Source organism: Pseudobutyrivibrio ruminis CF1b, assembly GCF_000424005.1.
In the GTDB taxonomy this organism is placed as follows: Bacteria; Bacillota; Clostridia; order Lachnospirales; family Lachnospiraceae; genus Pseudobutyrivibrio; species Pseudobutyrivibrio ruminis_C.
In genome coordinates this window covers 132304-153679 of the sequence record NZ_AUJB01000016.1, presented here as the reverse complement: position 1 = coordinate 153679, position 21376 = coordinate 132304, and the positions used below count along the sequence as shown (strand labels likewise).

Genomic DNA, 21376 nt, shown 5'->3' with positions numbered 1-21376 from the left:
ATATCGAAGTAAACTGCGTACTTTTTGTACGCTGATATAATAAAAGGACTCAGCTACCATCCAGTTTAGATGGAACGCTGAGTCCAATTTTTTATTCTGCCTCTACAAGCTTACGTGTTGTAGCACCCTTATCTGCATCGCTGCAGCATGGGTCTTCTTTCTTTGGTGTCTCCTTCTTAGGAGCTGATTTGTCGATTGGTGTGCTCTCACCAAATCCAAGCATCTCAGTCTTGAATGTAAGATCAGCTGCTGCTGATGCAAGGTCTGTAGGAACTACAATCTTTGTTGCTCTGCCATCGCCCATCTTCTCTAATGCTTCAAGCTTCTTGATAAGAAGAACTCTCTCATCCATATTTGCTGCCTTGAGCATTTCAATACCGCGAGCCTCAGCCTCATATACAAGGCGGATTGACTCAGCCTGACCTGTTGCTCTTGCGATAGCTGCATCTCTTTCAGCCTCAGCTTTAAGAACCAGGGCCTGCTTATCACCTTCTGCTCTGGTGATAGATGCCTGCTTGTGACCTTCTGCCTCAAGAAGAGTCTCACGACGATCACGCTCAGCCTTCATCTGCTTCTCCATTGAACGCTGAATTTCCTCTGGTGGAATAATGTTCTTAAGCTCTACACGGCCTACCTTGATTCCCCAAGGATCAGTAGCCTCATCAAGGATAACTCTCATCTTAGAGTTGATATTGTCTCTTGATGTAAGAGTCTGATCAAGCTCAAGCTCACCTACGAGGTTACGAAGTGTTGTAGCTGTAAGATTTTCAAGAGCAAGGATTGGGCGCTCAGCACCATAAGCATAAAGCTTAGGATCCTGTACCTTGAAGTAAACTACAGTATCGATTTTCATGATAACATTATCCTTTGTGATAACGTCCTGTGGTGGGAAATCAGCCACCTGCTCCTTCAAAGAAACCTTCTTTGAAACTCTCTGAAGGAATGGAATCATAACATGGATACCTGCCTGCCATGTAGCATGGTACTTACCAAGGAACTCGATTACATATACGTAGCCCTGTGGAACAATACGAATGCCAAAGGCGATTATAACCAAGATTATGACTAAAATAGTAATTAATACTGGCATAACAAAACCTCCTCATTAATTGTTTTTTATGGTTTAAGTATAATAAATAAAGGAGCGGATTTCTACTCAAAATCTGCTCCTTTAAACAATTCTAATTGTTCCAAAATAGTAATTTAACTCTAGTTATTTCCCTTTAATAATGGGCGAAGTGGCTGATAGATAAGCACTGTAATAATTGCTGAAATCATACCCTTTATGAAAGTGAATGGTACGTTGAACATAAGTAAGCACTTCTCGATTGAATCAACCTTTGCAAATGGTGCTACAGCCTGGTAAGCCTCCACGATAACTTCCTTTGGCATGAAGTTGTAGTATACCGGATATACGATATAAAGGTTTGATGGGAAGCTGATAGCTGCCATGATAATCGCACCTACAACTGCACCAAGAATTGCATTTGTCTTTGTCTTCTTGTGGTGATAAATAAGACCAGCTGGAAGTACAAAAGCTGCACCTAAGATGAAGTTTGAAAGCTCACCTACACCACCTGTCTGAGTAATTGTAAGGTGGATGAGATTCTTAATCAAGCAAACGATAACGCCATATACTGGGCCAAGTGCAAATGATGCCATAAGTGCTGGAAGCTCTGAAACATCAAGCTTGATAAAGCTTGGCATAATAGGCACTGCTGTGTCTAAGAACATGAGGACGAATGCAATTGCTGAAAGCATTGCTGTCACTGTCATGCTTCTTACGTTTACTTTTTTCGCTGTTCTACTCTCCGCATTTGTTGCTGAAAAATTTGTTGTATCCATGTTGGACCTCCCTGAATAATTAATTTGATAGGAAGTCTTCTAAATTAAGAAAAGCCCTGAGCATAAACTCAGGGCATTGCGTACACAAATAAAAATATCTGCACATCTTCTTCCATCCAGACTATACTGTCGGTACTGGAATCACACCAGTTCAGTCGTAATGACTCGCGGACTATCACCGCCGGTCAGGAATTGAAAGCATAAGCTTTCGCACCTTGCCCTGAAGATTTCCTATTTAACTAATGAAACTATACTATATTTTGCACAATTAATCAACAAAAAAACGTCTACTCTACAGGTGTATAAGTCTTGTGGAACAGCTCGTTATCTACCACATAGATGTTTGAAAGATCGTTTTCTGAAACTACCATGTAATCACCTGGACGACCTAAGCAGTAGTTCTCTGGATTCCATTTTGTAAATACCTTTGTACGGCACATGAGCTCCTTGGCATAAATGTTTCCATTGCCCTCATAAGTACATGAATGAACAAGTGGAAGTAAGCCCATGGCAGTTCTATCTTTAAGCTTTCTGATAGAAGGTGCATATTCACCTGGGAACTCATATTTCTTGTCGCAAATCTTGTAGTATTTATCGAAAAGCTCTACCTTAGTGATGTAGACTTCTCCACGAACACCTACTGCAATGATAGTGTCTTCTTTTATTTCAAGCTCCTGGTCACCTTCCATGGCACGGATAACAGCCTTTGTACCAACTGGGAAAATCTCACTTCCCTTAACATATCCGATAGTGACACCCTTGCTCTTGTATAAATCCATGGTGCTGATATCAGCTGAATATTTTCCGGCGTAGATAATCTCATTATCCATGAAGTATTCATCCATACGCTCTCTGAAGAAATGCTGAATAGCTGATGGAGTGTAATCGAGCTCCTGTCTTTCAAGGAGTGAGCGAACGATGAATCCGCCGGCCTTTGTGAGGTGTCCACCTCCATCGCCTACACCCTGACAAATAAACTTGGCAAGCTCATCTGCCTTTACTTCCTTAACGCAGCTACGCACTGAAAGCTTAATGCCACCCTCGTGAATAGAATACGCAAGACAGCTCTCCACATCCTCCACCTGGAGCATCATGTCGGAAATAATACCAAGGATGTTAGGATCACATGGGTCTGTTTTAACTATTGAATAATGATTCTCGTGGTAATACTCTGAACCGAGCAGCGCAATTCCCGCAATGCGGAGCTCTTCCTGAGAAATATTAGAATTCTTAAACTTTATGATGGCAGAATTACTGTATTTGAGGTAATCTCGCATATCCATGTCCAAAGGATGCTGGATTTCGGAGAAATTATTACTGTCTGTCATAAGACCATAGTAAAGAGCTGTAGAAAGCTTTTTATCTTTCTCTACTGGATAGCCTTCTTCCTTGAGCATGTCCCAAAGAATAGTAGAACAGCTGGCAAGATAAGAACGAATCTCTGAAAGCTCTGGCAATGGATTAGATATCTGATGATGATCTATGACTGCTATCTGTCTGGCCTTAAAGATGCGGACATTTCCCTCTCCGTACTGACAGTCTACTGTGACAATAAGCTCTGGAAGCTCCTGCTCACGAATGCCTAGAAGCTGTGAAAGCTGAGCCTGATGACGCACATAATGAATGTCTACGCCAAGGTCGGAAATCATAAGCTTAAGATTACTCTTAGTAATCTCGAAATTTCCTCCATAGACGAAGGCTACAGTCTTGTCATGGGCCCTGAGGTACTGTGTCAGAGCCATTCCTGAGGCAATAGCATCAGCATCAGGGGTGTTATGACACTGAACTATTATATTGTTGTAATCTAATAACTGTGTAAGTTTCATATATACTCCCAATATTTTATCTGAAAACATTATACCGTATAACGCTTGGTAAATGTTAACAAAAAAGGTTTGAAACCTAAAATAGTCTCAAACCTCTGAATTATATATCTATTATTGAGTAACTTCAACAGGTGGAATTGCCACTTCATGCATAAGTTCAAGTGACATATCCCTAAGGATACCATCCAATATCTCTACCTGCTCAGCTGAGAAATATTCCTGAGCACGTTCTACTACAGTACTAACGTACTTCTGAGAAAGATTGAAGTAGTTATAATATTTTTCGGTCACGTGAAGATGGTACTCGCGTCTATCTGTCTCTGACTGTACCTTTTCAATGTAACCCTTCTGAATCAAGCTGTTTACTTTGTAAGCTGCGTTTGGTGATGATACATTAATAAAATTTGCAAACTCTGCAACTGTAGGGTTCTTAAGTGCGTGAATAATCTCCACACAGAAAAGCTCCACTGTGGTCAGTGATGTCTCACGAGAATTTAACTTCTTGAACATCTCCTGATAAAAGTGAATTTTAAATTTGGTGTACACCTCGGAAAGTGTCTGTTCTAACATTTCTAGTACCTGTTCCTTTTTGTTATTTATGTCCCCAAGTACCATCATAGCGAAATTACTCTCCTATGGCAAAGGAAATTTCTGCCTTTGCTGCAATCTGGCCATCTACATAAGCTACGGCCTCACCAAATCCTACAGGTCCTTTTCGAGATGTGAGCTTGCATTCAAGCTCCAAAACATCTCCTGGTTCCACCTGCTTTTTAAAACGGGCATTCTTTATTCCACCGAAAAAAGCAAGCTTGCCTTTGTTCTCTTCCTCTGTCAAAAGAGCTACCGCCCCAACCTGGGCTAAAGCCTCTATAATCAGCACTCCTGGCATAACAGGATGCCCTGGGAAATGTCCAAGAAAATGCATTTCGTTTGCTGTTACACATTTGATACCCTTGGCATAATTTCCAGGCTCACACTCCTCTATTCTATCCACCAAAAGAAATGGATAACGGTGTGGCAAAATCTCCTGAATCTGTGATGAATTTAGCTTCATGCGTACCTCCTGAATACCAAGGATGCATTGTGACCACCAAAGCCCAATGCATTTGAAAGAGCCACATTAATCTTCTCATTACGACCGATGTTTGGAACGATATCAAGGTCGCATGCCTCATCCTTTTCACGATAATTTATTGTAGCAGGTACAAATTCGTCTTTAAGTGCAAGTGTTGTAATGATAGCCTCAACAGCTCCTGCTGCGCCGAGAAGATGTCCTGTCATAGACTTTGTAGAGCTTACCTTAAGCTTGTATGCATGGTCGCCAAATGCCTTTTTAATGGCAAGTGTCTCGCCAGCATCGTTAAGGCTTGTGCTTGTTCCGTGGGCGTTGATGTAATCCACATCTGACATTTCAAGGCCAGCATCCTTAACAGCAAGTGCCATACATTTTGCTCCGCCTTCTCCCTCTGGATTTGGAGCGGTAACATGATAAGCATCACAGTTTGAACCATAACCAACAATCTCACCATAAATCTTTGCACCACGGTTGAGAGCATGCTCTAATTCCTCAAGTACAAGAATACCGGCACCCTCGCCCATAACAAAGCCATGACGTTCCTTATCAAATGGGATTGATGCACGATTTGGATCCTCGCTTGTGCAGAGAGCCTTCATGGCCTGGAATCCACCGATTCCAAGAGGAATGACTGTACCTTCGGCACCACCGCAAACCATAACATCTTCATAGCCATCACGAATTCTGTGGAAGGAATCTCCAATGGCATTATTTGAGCTGGCACAGGCTGTAACTACTGATGTGCACATTCCCTTTAATCCGTATGTGATAGCAATCTGACCTGCTGCCATGTTGCTGATAGACATTGGGATAAAATAAGGTGAAATCTTGTTATAGCCCTTTGTCTCACCCTTTCCATGTTCCTCAGCGATTGTTGAAAGACCGCCGATTCCTGATGACATGATACAGCCCATTCTGTCGTGATCTTCCTTTTCCAAATCAAAGGCTGCATCCTCCATAGCTTCCTTGGCAGCTGCACAAGCGTACTGCGTATACACATCCATACGTCTTGATTCCTTTGCGCCAAGTATCTCGGCTGCATCAAAATTCTTAACCTCTCCTGCTAGCTTTACCTTGAAATCAGTGGTGTCAAAATGGGTAATCTGACCGATTCCGCACTTTCCTTTTTTCACAGCATCCCATGTAGACTGAACGTCGTTTCCAAGTGGATTAACTGTGCCCATTCCAGTAATTACAACTCTTCTCATTACATTCCTCCGGTAACTTCTATAACCTGTCCTGTTACATAGTCAGATCTCTCTGACGCCAAAAATTCAACCACATTAGCCACATCCTCAGGACTTCCAAAGCGTCCTACAGGAATCTGCTTTAAATAATCCTCCTTCACATTTTCAGGAAGCTTATCTGTCATGGCTGTCTGAATAAATCCAGGGGCTACCGCATTTACGGTAATACCTTTGCTGCCATATTCTCTTGCAACTGACTTCGTAAATCCGATAATTCCAGCCTTGCTGGCAGCATAATTTGACTGGCCAGCATTTCCATTTACACCGACGATAGAAGTGATGTTTACAATCTTTCCTCTTCTGGCCTTCATCATGTCTTTAATTGCAGCCTTTGTACACAGGAAAGTGCCCTTGAGATTGGTATCAACAACGGCATCGTAATCCTCCTCGCTCATACGAAGAAGAAGTCCGTCCTTTGTAATTCCCGCATTGTTTACAAGGACTTCTACCGGACCCATAAGATCCTTTACTTCATCAAACATGTTTTTTACATCAGCTTCGTTACTTACATCAGCCTTTATAAACATTGCCTGAACTCCAAATTTCTTGCACTCAGAGATAGTCTCCTGTGCAGCAGATTCATTTCCGGAATAACAAATGGCAATATTAAATCCCTGTCTTGCAAGCTTCTCTGAAATCACTCTGCCGATACCTCGGCTACCACCTGTAACTAAAGCTACACTCATGCCAACTCCTCCAATGCATTTTCAAAATCTTCAACAGTGTCTATTGAATAAACCTTTACATTATCAACAGTCTTACTAATAAATTTGCTGATAGCCTTACCTGGTCCAATCTCAATGATTGTATCCACTCCGGCATCAGCCATATATTTAATGGAATCTTCCAGGTAAACTGATGACTGCACCTGCTTTTCCAAAAGCTTTGGAATCTGCTCGTCACCTGTTTTTTCTCTGCCAATGCAATTGAAAATAACCTTTGAATTTCCTTCCTTGAAATCTACCTTTTCAAACTCTGCAGCCAATTTATCTCCTGCTGGCTTCATAAGTTTTGTATGGAAAGGACCACTTACCTTCAGAGGTAAAATTCTCTTGGCTCCTGCCTCTTTCAGATATGTACTTGCCTGATCTACTGCAGCTGCATCTCCTGAGATTACAATCTGTCCTGGGCAGTTGAAATTTGCTGCCTGAACAATAAGCTCATTACAGAAAAATGCGTTTGCTTCATCACAGGCTTCCTTCACGATATCTCTGTCAGCACCAAGCACTGCGCACATCTTTATAGGTCTGTCTCCAGATGCCTCTGCCATAAACTTTCCTCTCTTGGCAATAAGCTCCAGGATTGTAGACTCATCCAAAATTCCTGCCTCATAAAGGGCTGAGTATTCTCCAAGGCTGAGGCCACAGGTGTAGTCTGCCTTGATGCCCTTCTTGTGAAGAAGCTTTGTAACGCCGATGGCAAATGCAACCATTGCTGGCTGAGTGTACCTTGTCTCTGAAAGCTGCTCCATCGGACCATTAAAACTAAGGTCTGCCACATTCATCTCTGTAACACCACTTACTGCATCAGTTGCATTATCTATGGTCTCTCTGAACTCTTCATATTTTTCATAAAAATCCTGACCCATACCTACACGCTGAGAACCCTGGCCAGCATATACAATTCCTAATTTCATAATTCTCCTAATCCGCTGATTACGCTCGTTTATATTGCTATATTTCCCGCACTGTGTAATGTTTTCTTAGCATTTACATACATCTCATCCAGGATTTCTACTGCAGGACGTATACGTGTGAGCTGCCCACAAGTCTGACCTGCCATAAGTGAACCATGAACTGTGTCACCTTCTACTACGGCTTTGCGAAGACTTCCTAGAGTCATACGCTCTAAATCCTCGCGGCCTGCACCTTCAGCCTCAAGCTTGAGATACTCGCGAGCCATCTCATTTTTGATGACACGTACTGGTGCGCCCTGACTGCGTCCAGTTACAGTTGTGGAATTATCCTTTGCCTTGATAAGAGCCTGCTTGTAATTCTCGTGAATTGGACACTCCTCTGAAACCAAAAGACATGTTCCAATCTGTACACCGCATGCTCCCATAAGAAGGGCTGCAGCCATCTGCTTTCCATTTGCAATTCCACCTGCTGCGATAACAGGCACATCCACTGCTGCTACCACCTGAGGAAGCAGGGTCATTGTGGTCATATCACCTACGTGTCCGCCAGACTCGCCGCCCTCTGCAATGATTGCATCAGCGCCTGCTCTCACCATCATCTTTGCAAGTGCCACAGAAGCCACTACGGGGAATACTTTTGCGCCCATAGACTTCCAACCTTCCATGTACTTTCCAGGATTTCCAGCACCAGTTGTAATGAACTGGACCTTTTCCTCGATGAGCATTTTTGCAATGTTGTCCACATCAGGATTCATCAACATAAGATTTACACCAAATGGCTTGTTGGTTAATGATTTGCAAATCTTTATCTGCTCACGAAGCTGCTCAGCATTCATACCACCAGATGCCACCAGACCAAGTGCTCCTGCATTGGAAACTGCTGCTGCAAATTCACCTGTAGCGATGTTAGCCATACCGCCCTGAATAATAGGATATTTAGTTCCTGTTAAATCATTTAATTTCATAATCTACATCTCCATAACCACGGCGCCCCAGGTCTTTCCTGCTCCAAAGGCACACATGAGAACTTTATCGTTTTTACGAATTCGGCCATCAGCTATTGCCTCATCAAGTGCAAGTCCCACACTGGCTGCTGATGTATTGCCGTACTTTTCTATATTTACAACGAATTTATCCATCGGTTGTTTTACTTTTTTCGCGATGGATTCAATTATTCGAAGATTTGCCTGATGTAATACAAAATGGTCAATGTCGTCATAAGTAAGTCCTGCCTTTTCAACCACCTGCTCAATAACCTTTGGCACTGTGGCAACGGCAAATTTATATGTGCCCTGACCATCCATGTGAATAAATCCATCTGGGGATTTGATGTTAATCATCTCCTCATCCCCGCTTACGCCAATCACCGATGTATAGCTGTTCTCCGCAAGCTCCACCACTGCAGCTGCAGCGCCATCACCAAATAACACGCAGGTACTTCTGTCTGTCATATCCATTTTCTTGGAAAGTACCTCAGCACCAACTATCAGTCCGTACTGTGCATTTCGCGCCATCATCAGTGCTCTGATTGTTTCAAGCCCAAATATAAATCCGGAGCATCCAGCGCCAATGTCCATGGCAATTATGTCATTTGAAAGACCAAGTCTGCCCTGAATAATACATGCGCAGGATGGTGAAAAATAATCTGCTGAAACGGTACAAACAAGTACCACTCCAATCTTTTCTTTTGGAATACCAGCACGCTCAATCGCCTGTTTTGCAGCCATCTCGGCTAGCCATGTGTGATTTTCTTCACCTTCCACATGATGTCTTTCAGACATGCCTGTGCGCTGACTAATCCACTCATCACTGGTCTCAACTATCTTTGCCAAATCGTCGTTTGTAACTATCTTCTTAGGAGCCTGAGCTCCTGTAGCTATAATTTTTATTCCAGTCATTTACACATTTTCCATTCTAGCCGAGGTTCCTGTCTGTAAGAATCCCTCGTCAAAGCTTCTAAATTTTTCAAATCTCTCCTGGGCCAGTTCTTCCCCTGACATTTCGTCTAATTCCTTTAGGGCGCTGGCAATCACATTTGAAACCCTGATATACAAACCTCTCTCAGGAATAATTCCATCGATAACACCAAAATCAAACAAGTCCTGAGCAGTAAGCTTCATAGCCTCAGCGGCCTCATCACGTCTGCTGCTGTCACTCCATAAAATAGATGCAAATCCTTCTGGGGAAAGGACTGAGTACACAGCATTTTCCAGCATGTAGACTCTGTTGGCCACAGCAAGACCAAGTGCGCCACCACTGCTACCCTCACCTGTAACAATAGTGATTACAGGAACCTTCAGAGAACTCATGGCTGCAAGATTTCCTGAGATAGCCTGGGAAATTCCATAAGCCTCAGCCTCCAGTCCAGGATATGCACCTGGTGTATCAACAAAAGTGATAATTGGACGACCAAATTTCTCCGCCTGCTTCATAAGTCGAAGGGCTTTTCTGTAGCCTTCAGGACCTGGCATGCCAAAATTGCAGGTAATATTTTCATTTACATCATTGCCTTTACGATGACCAATTACAGTAACTGGTCTTCCCTGAAAAAGCGCGATACCGCCATATATGCTGGCATCCTCTTTTCCGAGCATATCTCCCTTCTGCTGGAAGAAATCCGTAAATACGTTATCGATGTAATCAGTAATCTTTGGGCGGTCCTTTTCACGGGCTGCCAGAACTCTGTCGATAGCTTTCATATAAACACCTCATCAGTCACCTGTAGTGACCTTAACTATGTAGCATCAATATTTTTGTGAGAGTCACCTTCATATCATCTCTCTTCACTACCTCATCCACAAATCCGTGCTCCTCAAGAAACTCGGCTCTCTGGAAGCCTTCTGGAAGAGTCTGTCCTATGGTCTGCTCGATTACTCGAGGGCCTGCAAATCCAATAAGTGCTCCTGGCTCTGCAAGTGTGATATCTCCCAGTGTGGCAAAGCTTGCGCTTACGCCGCCTGTGGTAGGATGGGTGAGAACTGTGATATACAATCCACCCTGACTCTTAAACTTTTCAATAACCGCACTGGTCTTTGCCATCTGCATCAGAGAGAGGATTCCCTCCTGCATTCTGGCGCCACCGCTGGCAGTGAAAATAATAAGTGGAAGCTTGTGTTCCATGGCATACTCAGCACTTCTGCAAACTGTCTCACCAAGCTCGATTCCCATGGAGGCCATCATAAATTTCTTATTCATGATAGCCAGCACCACAGGATATCCACCAATCTTGCATTTGCCAGCAATTATTCCATCATGCTGTCCACTTTCGGCTCGAAGTTCTTCTTTCTTTTCCACATATCCTTCGAACTCTAAGGGGTTTGTTTCGGGAAAGTCAAAATGAAATTCTTTGAAAGTGCCGGCATCTGCAATATCTTCTATGCGATCTTGAATAGTGTACTCTGAGACTGGCTTGATAGCTGGAGCCAACACCTCTTCAGGGTTCTCGCGAAGTTCTTTATAGCGATTAAATTTTTCTTTTCTTTCATCGACTACATTCATTCGTCTACCGCCTTATCCCATGCCAAAATCTCATCAATGTGTTCCTCGATGAAGCCCACATTATAATTTCCTTTTACGAAATCCGGATGATGTAAAAGCAAATAATCGAAGTCACCATTTGTGATAATGCCTTCTGTAACAAGCTCTAGAAGTGCTCGACGCATACGTCTGATTGCTTCAAGTCTTGTCTGGGCATGTACGATAATCTTTGCCATCATGGAATCGTAAAAAGGACTTGTCTCGTAGCCGTTGTAAAGAAGTGTATCCACTCTTACTCCCGGACCACCAGGTATATTTAAGAATGTGATTTTTCCAGTGTTTGCCATAAATCCCTTTGAAGGATCTTCTGCGTTAATTCTGCATTCAATGGCATGTCCTTTTAGTCTCACATCTTTTTGTTTTAAATTCAAAGGCTCGCCAAATGCTATTCTGATTTGCCATTTAATCAAATCTATTCCAGTAACAGCCTCTGTCACTCCATGCTCCACCTGAATTCTTGTATTCATCTCTATGAAGTAGTAATGATTTTTCTCATCAAGTACGAATTCAACTGTTCCAGCATTGGTATAGCCTGCAGCCTTTGCCGCAAGCACTGCAGCCTTACCCATAGACTTACGCAAATCCTCATCTATGAACATGCAAGGACTTTCCTCGATAAGCTTCTGATTCTTTCTCTGAATAGAGCAATCACGCTCACCCAGATGGATTACATTGCCATACTCATCTGCCAGAATCTGAAACTCAATGTGACGAGGATTCAAAACAAGCTTTTCAACATACATTTCATCGTCGTTAAAGCACGCTCTTGTCTCTGCCTTTGCTTCCTCATAAAGCTTCTGCAAATCCTCTGGATGATAAACACGGCGCATTCCTCGGCCACCACCACCGGCACTGGCTTTGATTAACACCGGGTATCCGATTTTCTTTGCAATCTTTTCAAGTTTCTTGAAGTCCTCAACAGGTCCTTCGCTACCAGGAACAACTGGAACACCTGCCTTCATCATCATTTTTCTGGCAGTGGATTTGTTTCCAAGTGCATCCATAGCATCAGCTGTAGGTCCTATAAATGTGATTCCTGCTGCTTCGCATTTACGAACAAACTCAGAATTCTCTGAAAGAAAACCAAAGCCGGGATGAAGTGCATCGCATCCTGTAACCTGAGCTGCTGTGATGATAGCATCCATATTCAGGTAACTGTCTGCTGCCCTGCCGCCACCTATGCAAATGCTTTTTGTGGCAAGCTTTACATGAAGTGATTCCTTATCTGCTGTGGAATAAACTGCCACACTTTCGATATTCATCTCCATGCAGGCTCTGATTATTCTGATTGCAATTTCCCCGCGATTAGCTACCAAAATTCTATTAAACATAACTACTAATCTCCTATGAGAAACAGCTGATCTTCAAAACCAACAACGTCCTGATTCTTAGCGTATATACTCTTAATCACACCATCTCTTGGTGCAGTGATTTCACTCATCATCTTCATGGCCTCGATAAGACATAAAACCTGTCCGGATTTAACCTTATCTCCCACCTGAACATATGGCTTATCCTCTGGGGATGGAGCTGAATAAAATACACCTACAAGTGGTGCAAGGACAAGGTCGCCATCTGGCTCTTCCTGCTCCTGCTCCTCTGTGCTGACAGCTGTTTTTGGAAGTGGCATCTCTACAATGTTGCTCTTTGGTGCCACATCCTGAGACACCATAATAGTCTGTGCCTCAGATGGCTTTTTGAATTTGATTTCCACGCCATCCTGTTTAATTTGAAAATATGAGCTGCCGCTTTCATCGAAAGCTTTGAGCAGCTCCTTAATTTCTTTAGTATCCATGATTACTTATGTGCCTCAAGATAATTTACGATATCAGCTACTGTCTTAATCTCTGCCATAGCATCCTCATCGATAGTGATGCCTGTCTTTTCCTCTACTGCAAGTGAAAGCTCTACAGCGTCAAGTGAATCAGCACCAAGATCCTCGAAAAGGTTAGCTTCCATTGTTACCTTCTCTGATGCACAGCTAAGTGTGTCGATAATAACTTCCTTTACCACATCAAACATTGCTACTTCTACCATAATTGTTCTCCTTCTCTGTTGATAATTATTCTCATTGTTTAAAAGATTTTAGTTAAAATATTTTAACTAACTAAGCAATATAATACCCATCTTTTTTACTATGTCAAGGTATTAGTTAAAAATTTTTAGGTATTTACTCAGCTGTTGTATTATTCTCTAATGAGTTTTATAATTAGTTGCATACAATTGAACACACGGAGGAGGATAAAAATATGCAGGAAGTATTAGAATTTCTCAAGGCTTGTGGTACATACTACTTAGCTACTGTTGATGGAGATCAGCCAAGAGTTCGTCCTTTTGGAACTATCCATATTTTTGAAGATAAGCTTTACATCCAGACAGGAAAATCAAAGGATGTTTCAAAGCAGATTCAGAAGAATCCTAAGGTTGAGCTTTGTGGATTCGCTCAGGGTAAATGGGTTCGCGTAGCTGGAGAGCTTGTACGCGACGACAGAATAGAAGCAAAAAAGAGCATGCTTGACGCATACCCTTCACTTCAAAATATGTATTCTGCAGAAGATGACAACACAGAGGTACTCTACTTCAAGAATGCAACTGCAACATTCTCATCTTTTACAGAAGCACCAAAAACTGTAACATTTTAAACAAGACACAAATTAAGCACCTGTAACTAACAAGCATTAGCCTGTTAGTTACAGGTGCTTTTTCTATCTTCTTTTCTTACTGTACAACGCCTTGAAACGCTCCCTAATCATGGCCGCCATCAATATTCCTGCTGCAATAAACCATCCAAGATTATCGTTTGCAAATAACGAAATCTTATGATCTTTTGCTTTCACTACAGCTGTTGTGGCTTTCTGTTCCTGCTCATCAAAAATAATTGTATATACCTCCAACGAATCAGCATTGATTGTTATAGTGTCAGACCTCTTATCTAAATCCTCATGAATTTCGGTTTCATTATTATGCAGGCATATAGTGTAATAATCCTGTGCCAGTCCTCTGTAATATTCAGGAATTATCAGTGTCAACTTGATTGGTGCCTGCAATTCTTTTACATCTACCCAATTATCATGATTCATTTTTACCTGAACAGATACATCAATAAAATTTCCTTTTTTGATATTTGGAACTGTATTTCTAAGGTCTGATATAGCTTCTTCTATAAGTGCCAAATCATCTCTCGAAACACCACTTTGGTAAAGAGGAACAGTTCTCAAATTAATCTGAGCCTTGCTTCCTGCCCTTACGCTTTCCATCTGCTCTGGTGTCAAAATGGCCTGTACAGCTGCCTCGGCATCCACTATACGAGCCTTTGAAACAGTCTTATTATCATTTTTTATTGTCAGTACAATTGAGCCATGACCTATTCTGAAGTTGACAGGCTTTTCTTTAACTGTGATAACGTTTTCGTCTGACTCCTCATCTAAATATCCTTCGTCAGCTTCTTCTGTCTCTATTTCAGCTGCAGATTCCTCAACCTCTTCTTCATCAGAATCAAAAAGTTTTTCCAGAACTTTTAGTTTTGGAATAGGGGCCTTTACTCTGCCTTCAGTGTTTTCTGTATTTGTTTCTTGGGCAACAGCAATATTGCCTGCGCATGTAAATGTAAGCGCAGCCGCGATTCCAAATACTACTATTTTTCTAAATGTAGCCTTAATCATAATCACGACCTCCTATCTATCACCCATTACAAAAATCCCCTTATCTACCTTACATATCGGATAGATAAGGGGTTCTGTTTACATTAGAGTCTTATGATTTCGAGCTTTTTTCACACTTTCACGTCTCTTAGCCTGAAGTGAAAGTCTATCTCTTAGGAATACTAGTAATAATGCAATACCCGCTACAATCCATCCCATTATGCCCTTGAAAGGTCTGGAATTATTACTGTTAACAACTGCTGCCTTAGCAGCGTTGTCTTCATAGAGAATTGTGTATGTAGAGAATCTGTCACTACCGATTGTGATAGTTTCATCGTCCTCATCCAAATCCTCTAATAATGTTGTCTCACCCTCATGTACTCTGAGAATGTAGAATTTTTCTGACTTTCCTTTGTCTTCATCAGATATGCCAACTGTGATTTCGATTGGCTTTCTGGTAGTTGTGATAGCATCCCAGTTATCATGGTCAAACTTAACCAGTAATGAAATATCGATAGACTCAGCCTGCTTGAGATTTGGCATAGTCGCTTTCAAATTCCTGAACTCAGCAGCGATTATATCCTTCTCATCGTCTGTGATACTATCCTCTGACAAAGCTGTTGTCTGAACTTTAATCTTAACCTTGCTACCATTCTCAACCATTGCGAGAAGCTCATCTGAAAGAATCGCCTCAACAGCTGCCTTAGCATCAGCAAGACCTGCGTTTAATGCACCTGTTCCGTATGCTCCGCCACCCTGACTTGTGTTAGCCATAGCAACTTCTATTGCGCCACTACCATATTTGAGTGTTACAGGCTTATTTGATTCTACTGTAACAGGCTCTGATGATGTAGAAACATCTACTACCTGCATGATATCAGGATTGAAAAGCTCCTCGTCAGATATTGTCTCTTCAGACTCTTCATCATTATTCAGTAAAGCATCAACAACCTTATTTATTGGATTCTTCTTATCCTCGCCAGTTTTATCCTTATTGTCCTTATCCTTATCATCGGTCTCATCTTCACCCGGAATCACGGATGGAGTTGCACTTGGACTAGGGCTTGGAGTACCTGGATTAGGCTTTCCTGAATCAGAACTTCCTGAATCAGCCTCTGGTGTTGGTGTAACTGTTGGTACTATGGTGCCTACAGGGATTGTTCCTTCGGAAATATAACTAATAGTATCAAAGGCATTTTCCCTTACTGGTAACAACTGTATTACATATAACACAATGGATTTGCCATCGTCATTATCAGTAATTGTGTAGTCCTGATTAGCAGCAAGTAGCTTTTCATTCACTTCTTCAAGTGTAATGGTTCCATCTGGATGTAAATCATCTGCATAAAGCCATGCATATCCTGACAATTGTAAATTCTTTAGCTTATCACTGACTGTAAGCACATCTCCTACCTGTGGTGCCGAATCCAAAACCTCGCCTGTATCTGCCCTGTAAATTTTCGCCATGCTCTTTTTCAAACGAGTGTATTCATCATAGAAATATGCTACTAATACCATATCCTCAGCTGGCATAGTATATTCGTAATAATAAACTCCATCTTTCTCACTCCAGCTATCTGAAATTTCAATGATATAATCCAGCCATATTACATCAAAATCATCTGAGATATCATTAGATGCAAAGCATATGAACTCATATTTGTCTGCAGGGTCAATCTTAATCTTTACTATATCACCTGCATTGTAATAATCCTTCTTTGTCTCAGGTGTAATTTCAGCTGTTCCATGTGTCTGTCCATCCTCAGGATTAATTCCTGCATGAACATCTAATATAAACGTTGTACTTTCTTCATATGTTACAGTAACAGTAACATCGCTATCAGGCTCTCTGAAACAATATGTATTACCTGATATTTTGACAAGATTTACATCACGCCCCTTTGCATCCTTGGCTACAACTGTCTTTGGCTTATAACCTGCCTGTGGTGTAAGAGTTAATACCACTCTATTCTTAGTCCTTATTTTACTTACATCTGGAGAAATTGAATATGACTCACCTCCATATCCATTTTCCACTATAACAGTATGATGTCCCGCATGTATACGATTAACTGATCGGGTTCTTGCAGACTTGTCTGTTGCCTCATTTGTTACTTCAACATATATATATTTGTCAATATCTTCGCCTGTAAGAAGATATGTATCACTTGTAGCCCCCTGGATTTCCTCATCATCGCGATACCACTTATATTTAAGTGGCTCTGTGCCATAAATCAATTCACCTATACTAGCAGACAACTCATTTCCATCTTCCTCTGTACCAGTGAGACTAACAGTATTTGTTGTCTCTCCAACTATAACTGAATCGGTATAGCTGGCAAAACTATTGCTTGTAGCTTTATATCGAACTACATAATGGCCCTTCAAAACAGGTGTAATATCATATAAAGCATCGGTGTATTCTGAATCATCAGCATCCTTAAGCTTATACTCCATATCTGTTGATGTTCTGATAATCGCACCATATCGCTTTAATGTTCCAGCATCCCACTCGTATACCTGAGGAGCTCGTGGTATATCTAATTGGACGCTAACCCATTTACTAGGTAAATCCGTAGCTGTTTCTTTAGTTCTAATATAGATATATTTATAATATGTATCATTTCTTGCAAGGGTTTCTGTAAGAGAAATAGTTGCACTTCCTGTAGTTGCTTCATTAGATGTGGCAAGCTCATATATTCCATCTGCTGCAACAGATGCGGTCTCACCTAAATAATCATATGTAATTGCATCTGCAGAATAAATGTAGGTGCCTGCTCGTTTTCCTACAGGTTCTGTTGTTATAGTAGCTGAATACTCTACATCTCCATAAGTCTGAATAGCTTTTACAACAATTCTCTTACCCAGATATTCCTCTTCAATTTTATCCAAATATGCACGTTCACTAATAGGATTATCTAAATCATCCTCAAGATACCATGCGTAACTTATGAAACCTGAATTATATCCAGGGATGGCCTCTGTATATGCCTCCAACAAATCATCTATTGAAGGTGCTACAAATGGATTAGTTCCGTAATAATACTTAATATGTAAATTATCATTGCTTAGCGGAATTATCTCGTCAAACTCTGCATAGATAGTGACATCCTGTGCTGGCATTTTAAAATATCTGTTTGCTACATTGATTCTGCCATTAATTCTTGGTCTGTAATATACATAAGCAGCATCTTCACTAATCCAGATTTTCTTTAAATAGTAACCTTCATCAGGAGTGACCGTAATATCTATCTCCATATTCACTTTAGAAGTATTACCTGGTTCTTTCGAATGGCTTATTGTTCCATGCCCTGTTACATTTTTAGAGATATTGTAATAAATTATTGTAGTATCAAACTTTAAATAAACTGTCTTTGCTGGCTGTACGAAGCTATATTCTCCTGTCTCGTTATTTGTTGTGTATGGTATATCATTCTTGCTACCATCCTGAAGAGTAAAGCTATTTAAAGTATAACCAGGCTTTGCTTCCAGTTTAAAAGTAACAGTGTCATTTGTTCTAATTGATCCCTTAGCTGGAGTAATAGTAACATTAACCGCAGTTTGGCTATAAGATACAGTTCTCCTCTTACCAATTACTACGTCTGTATAATCAGTCTCAGCTTCTTTATCCGGTTTAGATTGAGTAGCCTTAACTTTAAACCTATGTCCTATATCATCTGTTGTTAATACATATTTATCCTCAGAATCAGCCACTGTATTAGTAGCAAATACTTCATCATCTCTATACCAATAAAATATGTATGTACCTGTGGTACCTACAACCTTTGCTGTTAAGGTTTGTTCCTCTTCTATAGCTTTAGCAGAAAGAGTGACCTTGAAATCGACAATACTAAATTCTTTCGCAAGCTCAATTTCTTCAGAAGCAGTTGTTATAGTTACCTTAACAATATAATTACCTATTTCGCTTGGTGCGCTGGCAAGTACCTGGTCTGAATCTGCGCTGTAATATCTATAATCACCTATAGAATAGTTTCCTTCAGTAGCTGAAGGGAAACCATTTTCCTTTACTAATTCAGCTGATACAGCAGTACCATTATAAGCTTTATCATCACATACTAATTTTGCATTTTTGCCATATAAATAGCATTCTTCTTTATCGCATGAAGCTTTAACTGTGACATCGTCAACTTTCTGAATATTCCAGTCATGGGTAGTTACTAAACCATCAACAGCTTTTACTGCATAGTGATTTAGTTCTCCAAATGCTTGGACAGCAACGAGGTATAGTTGTTTTCCTATATCTTCTGGCTGAACAGTATAGATTCCATCATTTACATCGTACAGATAATAATCTGTCTTATCAAAATCTCCGTCAAAACCTAAAGCTAGTAACTCTGCTAATTGTGTAGCATCCACCCATCTATAATAAAGTATTGGTGAATCATAGATGGTTGCTGATGCAGTTATAATTGTCTTTAGTTCATCCCCAACACATGGGTCTCTTCCTAGATAATCCTCCGTTTCAGCATCAACAATATATACTCTGCTACTGTTTAGTCTGTAAAAGTCTTCTATAAATAATCCACGTAATATAACATCCTCAGCAGGCATTATATAGTTGTAGTAGTATGCATTTTCTGTCTTAACATATGTAACATCATCAGATAAGAATTTGGTAACACTAGCATTACAATCCTGATTAAAATCATTTATAGTAATAAAAATAAAATCGCAATCAGTATTAGGGACAAATTTTAGTTTTATTGTTTCTCCTTCGCTATATCTTCCATCTTCGTTACCATCTATGATTGTTACAGTTCCATTTGCCTGGCCATTACTGTCTGGAATAATACCTGCCTCGGCTGTAAAGGTATACCTTCCATCAAAATCCTGAAGAGTAATATTTATAGTTACTTGCTCTATCCCAGCTACCTCAGGGTTATCAGATTCAACATCATAATTGATAGTAAGTTCGACTGTATCACCCACTACGAACTCATCCTGTATTGTAATAATGCAATGATCCTTTCCGTCAGACAAATATGGTGTACCTAAAGTTACTTTCCCCAAATCATCTGTATTGTCCACTTGTACACCACACGAAAATGAATCTGATGCAGCTACTCCCAATGTCTCAGCCACTTCGGTAATATCAAAGGAATCACGATTATATATATTCCACACATTAGCGTTGCTTGTAAAAATAAGCATATACATTGAGAAGCCATCAGTCTCAACACTGATTGTGGAATTATTCTCTTCTACAATTGCCAATTCATCTACCTGATTATTATCATCAATATGGTAAACTTCTGTCTCTAATTTTGAATTGCCAATCTCATCAGTCTCAAAGGAAACTGTTACATTGCCACGGCTTGTGTCAGGCTGTACTTCATTACCTGCTGCATCAACTATAGAAATATCAAAAGTATAGCTGCTGGCAACATTCTTGTGTTCACTAGTCTGAGCGTCTACAAGCTCTTCTACCTGTGCTTCCTCTTCACCTGTTATTTTGTGTGCGATAAGTCTTACTCCTTCTGGGAATACACCTTCATCAGCACTAACTGTAATCTTCACGCCATCAATAATAGTAGACTGAGTGAATGCTGGTCTGTTTTCTGCAGGAAGTACTCTTACTTCGATAGTTGGAAGATTTGCTGCCACATCATAAAGCCATGAAATTTCAGGCATCAAAACATAGTTTGATTCCACACTAAAATCAAATTTTCCAAAAGTACTTCTTGCCGAATCAATTTTCCAAGATACATTTTCAAAAACAACAGTCTCTCTATTTGTTACTGTCTCAACTACAGTTTCATACTCTATCTCTGGCTCTGCTGCTGGAGCTTCTACAGGCTGGTCTGTAGTCTCTGCAGGTGTTTCTTCTGGAGTATCTAATTCCTCTGCATGAGCAATAATCGCAGGGAATAATAAACCAACTAGATCCGGTTCTGCTGAAGGATTATCTGTTGGTTCACTAACAGGCTCTGCTACTGGCGCTTCTACAGGAACTGGTGCTGGTTCTGGTGCTGGAGCAGAAACTTCTGGAGCTGGCTCAGGAGCTGGTGTCTCTGGAGATGGTTCTTCTGGTGTAGGCTCTTCTGGCGCTGGTGTCTCTGGATTTGGATCTGGTTCTGGATTTGGAGCATCTGGAATTGGCTCACCTGAATCAGGCTCCGGTGTTGGCGTAACCTCAGGAGCAGGCTCCTCTGGTGTAGGCTCTTCTGGAGTAGTCTCAGGATTTGGTTCTGGAGTAGATGTGTCCTCAGGAGGGGCCACTGGATCCTCAACAGGTTCCTCTTCCTGTACAGGCTCCTCTGTTTTCTCCTTTGGTATAAGAGTTTCCTTTTTAACTTCCTTTTCTACAGTCACAGTCAATGTAGAAGGGAATACGATTTCCTCAACACTTGCCCCAACTGTGAATTCCTGAAGTCGAATGCTGTCTGGTATTTCTTCAAATGCCACAATACGACCAGACGAGCCTCTAAGCTCATCTGCTATAGTGTTGAAGTTCAAACCTGTCACAATAAGAAACAGTATTAAGATAATCGATACAATTCGCTTTACTTTAATCTCCTTCATATTGTGCACCTCCTCTCTAAAACCCC

At 41.0% G+C, this 21376-nt stretch carries 18 protein-coding genes and 1 riboswitch; of the genes, 1 reads left to right on the top strand and 17 read right to left on the bottom strand.

Annotation, left to right across the window (positions count from 1 at the left end; translation table 11 throughout):
* Positions 1–91 precede the first annotated feature (91 nt).
* The 15 genes from G592_RS16610 to G592_RS0113280 form a co-directional block, all read right to left on the bottom strand.
* Entirely contained in the window at positions 92–1090 is a 999-nt protein-coding gene (locus tag G592_RS16610) for an SPFH domain-containing protein (RefSeq protein ID WP_036953009.1), read from the bottom strand.
* 119 nt (positions 1091–1209) lie between these two features.
* Positions 1210–1845, bottom strand: coding sequence for an ECF transporter S component (locus G592_RS0113345; protein ID WP_028248257.1), 636 nt, complete (start codon positions 1843–1845; stop codon positions 1210–1212).
* 100 nt (positions 1846–1945) lie between these two features.
* Positions 1946–2077: riboswitch (FMN riboswitch) on the bottom strand.
* 55 nt (positions 2078–2132) lie between these two features.
* On the bottom strand, positions 2133–3671 hold the full coding sequence (locus G592_RS16605; protein ID WP_051194932.1) for a DHH family phosphoesterase: 1539 nt from the start codon (positions 3669–3671) through the stop codon (positions 2133–2135).
* A gap of 111 nt (positions 3672–3782) precedes the next feature.
* Entirely contained in the window at positions 3783–4289 is a 507-nt protein-coding gene (locus G592_RS0113335; RefSeq protein ID WP_081660416.1) for a MarR family transcriptional regulator, read from the bottom strand.
* 7 nt (positions 4290–4296) lie between these two features.
* Positions 4297–4725 carry a 3-hydroxyacyl-ACP dehydratase FabZ gene (fabZ, locus tag G592_RS0113330; protein WP_015548764.1) on the bottom strand — a complete coding sequence of 143 codons (429 nt, stop codon included), beginning with the start codon at positions 4723–4725 and terminating at the stop codon, positions 4297–4299.
* Entirely contained in the window at positions 4722–5954 is a 1233-nt protein-coding gene (gene fabF, locus G592_RS0113325) for a beta-ketoacyl-ACP synthase II (RefSeq protein WP_028248255.1), read from the bottom strand. Before fabF ends, fabZ begins: the two co-directional genes overlap by 4 nt.
* Positions 5954–6679 (bottom strand): 3-oxoacyl-[acyl-carrier-protein] reductase, encoded by a 726-nt coding sequence (gene fabG / locus G592_RS0113320; RefSeq protein WP_028248254.1) that lies wholly within the window; start codon positions 6677–6679, stop codon positions 5954–5956. The genes fabF and fabG overlap by 1 nt, the downstream gene beginning before the upstream one ends.
* Complete coding sequence (fabD, locus tag G592_RS0113315; RefSeq protein ID WP_028248253.1) at positions 6676–7629, bottom strand: ACP S-malonyltransferase; 954 nt, start codon at positions 7627–7629, stop codon at positions 6676–6678. Before fabD ends, fabG begins: the two co-directional genes overlap by 4 nt.
* 29 nt (positions 7630–7658) lie before the next feature.
* Positions 7659–8594 carry a nitronate monooxygenase gene (locus G592_RS0113310; protein WP_028248252.1) on the bottom strand — a complete coding sequence of 312 codons (936 nt, stop codon included), beginning with the start codon at positions 8592–8594 and terminating at the stop codon, positions 7659–7661.
* Between the two features lie 3 nt (positions 8595–8597).
* A complete protein-coding gene (locus G592_RS0113305) occupies positions 8598–9527 on the bottom strand; it encodes a beta-ketoacyl-ACP synthase III (RefSeq protein WP_028248251.1) in 930 nt (309 codons plus the stop codon).
* A complete protein-coding gene (accA, locus tag G592_RS0113300; protein ID WP_028248250.1) occupies positions 9528–10328 on the bottom strand; it encodes a carboxyltransferase subunit alpha in 801 nt (266 codons plus the stop codon).
* A gap of 31 nt (positions 10329–10359) precedes the next feature.
* A complete protein-coding gene (locus G592_RS0113295; RefSeq protein ID WP_028248249.1) occupies positions 10360–11127 on the bottom strand; it encodes an acetyl-CoA carboxylase carboxyltransferase subunit beta in 768 nt (255 codons plus the stop codon).
* Positions 11124–12497: an acetyl-CoA carboxylase biotin carboxylase subunit gene (accC, locus tag G592_RS0113290; RefSeq protein WP_028248248.1), complete on the bottom strand. Its 1374-nt coding sequence runs from the start codon at positions 12495–12497 to the stop codon at positions 11124–11126. Before accC ends, G592_RS0113295 begins: the two co-directional genes overlap by 4 nt.
* 5 nt (positions 12498–12502) lie before the next feature.
* Positions 12503–12961 carry an acetyl-CoA carboxylase biotin carboxyl carrier protein gene (gene accB, locus G592_RS0113285; protein WP_028248247.1) on the bottom strand — a complete coding sequence of 153 codons (459 nt, stop codon included), beginning with the start codon at positions 12959–12961 and terminating at the stop codon, positions 12503–12505.
* A gap of 2 nt (positions 12962–12963) precedes the next feature.
* Complete coding sequence (locus G592_RS0113280; RefSeq protein WP_028248246.1) at positions 12964–13203, bottom strand: acyl carrier protein; 240 nt, start codon at positions 13201–13203, stop codon at positions 12964–12966.
* Between the two features lie 212 nt (positions 13204–13415).
* Here G592_RS0113280 and G592_RS0113275 point away from each other — a divergent pair, with 212 nt between their 5' ends.
* Positions 13416–13808 carry a pyridoxamine 5'-phosphate oxidase family protein gene (locus G592_RS0113275; RefSeq protein WP_028248245.1) on the top strand — a complete coding sequence of 131 codons (393 nt, stop codon included), beginning with the start codon at positions 13416–13418 and terminating at the stop codon, positions 13806–13808.
* A gap of 63 nt (positions 13809–13871) precedes the next feature.
* Here G592_RS0113275 and G592_RS0113270 read toward each other — a convergent pair whose 3' ends face one another.
* Positions 13872–14828, bottom strand: a complete 957-nt coding sequence (locus G592_RS0113270) for a hypothetical protein (RefSeq protein WP_028248244.1) — start codon at positions 14826–14828, stop codon at positions 13872–13874.
* 78 nt (positions 14829–14906) lie between these two features.
* Complete coding sequence (locus G592_RS0113265; protein ID WP_028248243.1) at positions 14907–21350, bottom strand: InlB B-repeat-containing protein; 6444 nt, start codon at positions 21348–21350, stop codon at positions 14907–14909.
* Positions 21351–21376 lie beyond the last annotated feature (26 nt).

What these genes read in the sequence shown, in the direction of transcription:
- G592_RS0113345 (WP_028248257.1), bottom strand. Translation starts at nt 1,845, where the DNA reads ATGGATACAACAAATTTTTCAGCAACAAATGCGGAGAGTAGAACAGCG.
- fabD (WP_028248253.1), bottom strand. Translation starts at nt 7,629, where the DNA reads ATGAAATTAGGAATTGTATATGCTGGCCAGGGTTCTCAGCGTGTAGGT.
- accC (WP_028248248.1), bottom strand. Translation starts at nt 12,497, where the DNA reads ATGTTTAATAGAATTTTGGTAGCTAATCGCGGGGAAATTGCAATCAGA.
- G592_RS0113280 (WP_028248246.1), bottom strand. Translation starts at nt 13,203, where the DNA reads ATGGTAGAAGTAGCAATGTTTGATGTGGTAAAGGAAGTTATTATCGAC.
- accB (WP_028248247.1), bottom strand. Translation starts at nt 12,961, where the DNA reads ATGGATACTAAAGAAATTAAGGAGCTGCTCAAAGCTTTCGATGAAAGC.
- G592_RS0113295 (WP_028248249.1), bottom strand. Translation starts at nt 11,127, where the DNA reads ATGAATGTAGTCGATGAAAGAAAAGAAAAATTTAATCGCTATAAAGAA.
- G592_RS0113270 (WP_028248244.1), bottom strand. Translation starts at nt 14,828, where the DNA reads ATGATTAAGGCTACATTTAGAAAAATAGTAGTATTTGGAATCGCGGCT.
- accA (WP_028248250.1), bottom strand. Translation starts at nt 10,328, where the DNA reads ATGAAAGCTATCGACAGAGTTCTGGCAGCCCGTGAAAAGGACCGCCCA.
- fabF (WP_028248255.1), bottom strand. Translation starts at nt 5,954, where the DNA reads ATGAGAAGAGTTGTAATTACTGGAATGGGCACAGTTAATCCACTTGGA.
- G592_RS0113310 (WP_028248252.1), bottom strand. Translation starts at nt 8,594, where the DNA reads ATGAAATTAAATGATTTAACAGGAACTAAATATCCTATTATTCAGGGC.
- G592_RS0113265 (WP_028248243.1), bottom strand. Translation starts at nt 21,350, where the DNA reads ATGAAGGAGATTAAAGTAAAGCGAATTGTATCGATTATCTTAATACTG.
- G592_RS0113275 (WP_028248245.1), top strand. Translation starts at nt 13,416, where the DNA reads ATGCAGGAAGTATTAGAATTTCTCAAGGCTTGTGGTACATACTACTTA.
- G592_RS0113335 (WP_081660416.1), bottom strand. Translation starts at nt 4,289, where the DNA reads ATGATGGTACTTGGGGACATAAATAACAAAAAGGAACAGGTACTAGAA.
- fabZ (WP_015548764.1), bottom strand. Translation starts at nt 4,725, where the DNA reads ATGAAGCTAAATTCATCACAGATTCAGGAGATTTTGCCACACCGTTAT.
- G592_RS16610 (WP_036953009.1), bottom strand. Translation starts at nt 1,090, where the DNA reads ATGCCAGTATTAATTACTATTTTAGTCATAATCTTGGTTATAATCGCC.
- G592_RS0113305 (WP_028248251.1), bottom strand. Translation starts at nt 9,527, where the DNA reads ATGACTGGAATAAAAATTATAGCTACAGGAGCTCAGGCTCCTAAGAAG.
- fabG (WP_028248254.1), bottom strand. Translation starts at nt 6,679, where the DNA reads ATGAGTGTAGCTTTAGTTACAGGTGGTAGCCGAGGTATCGGCAGAGTG.
- G592_RS16605 (WP_051194932.1), bottom strand. Translation starts at nt 3,671, where the DNA reads ATGAAACTTACACAGTTATTAGATTACAACAATATAATAGTTCAGTGT.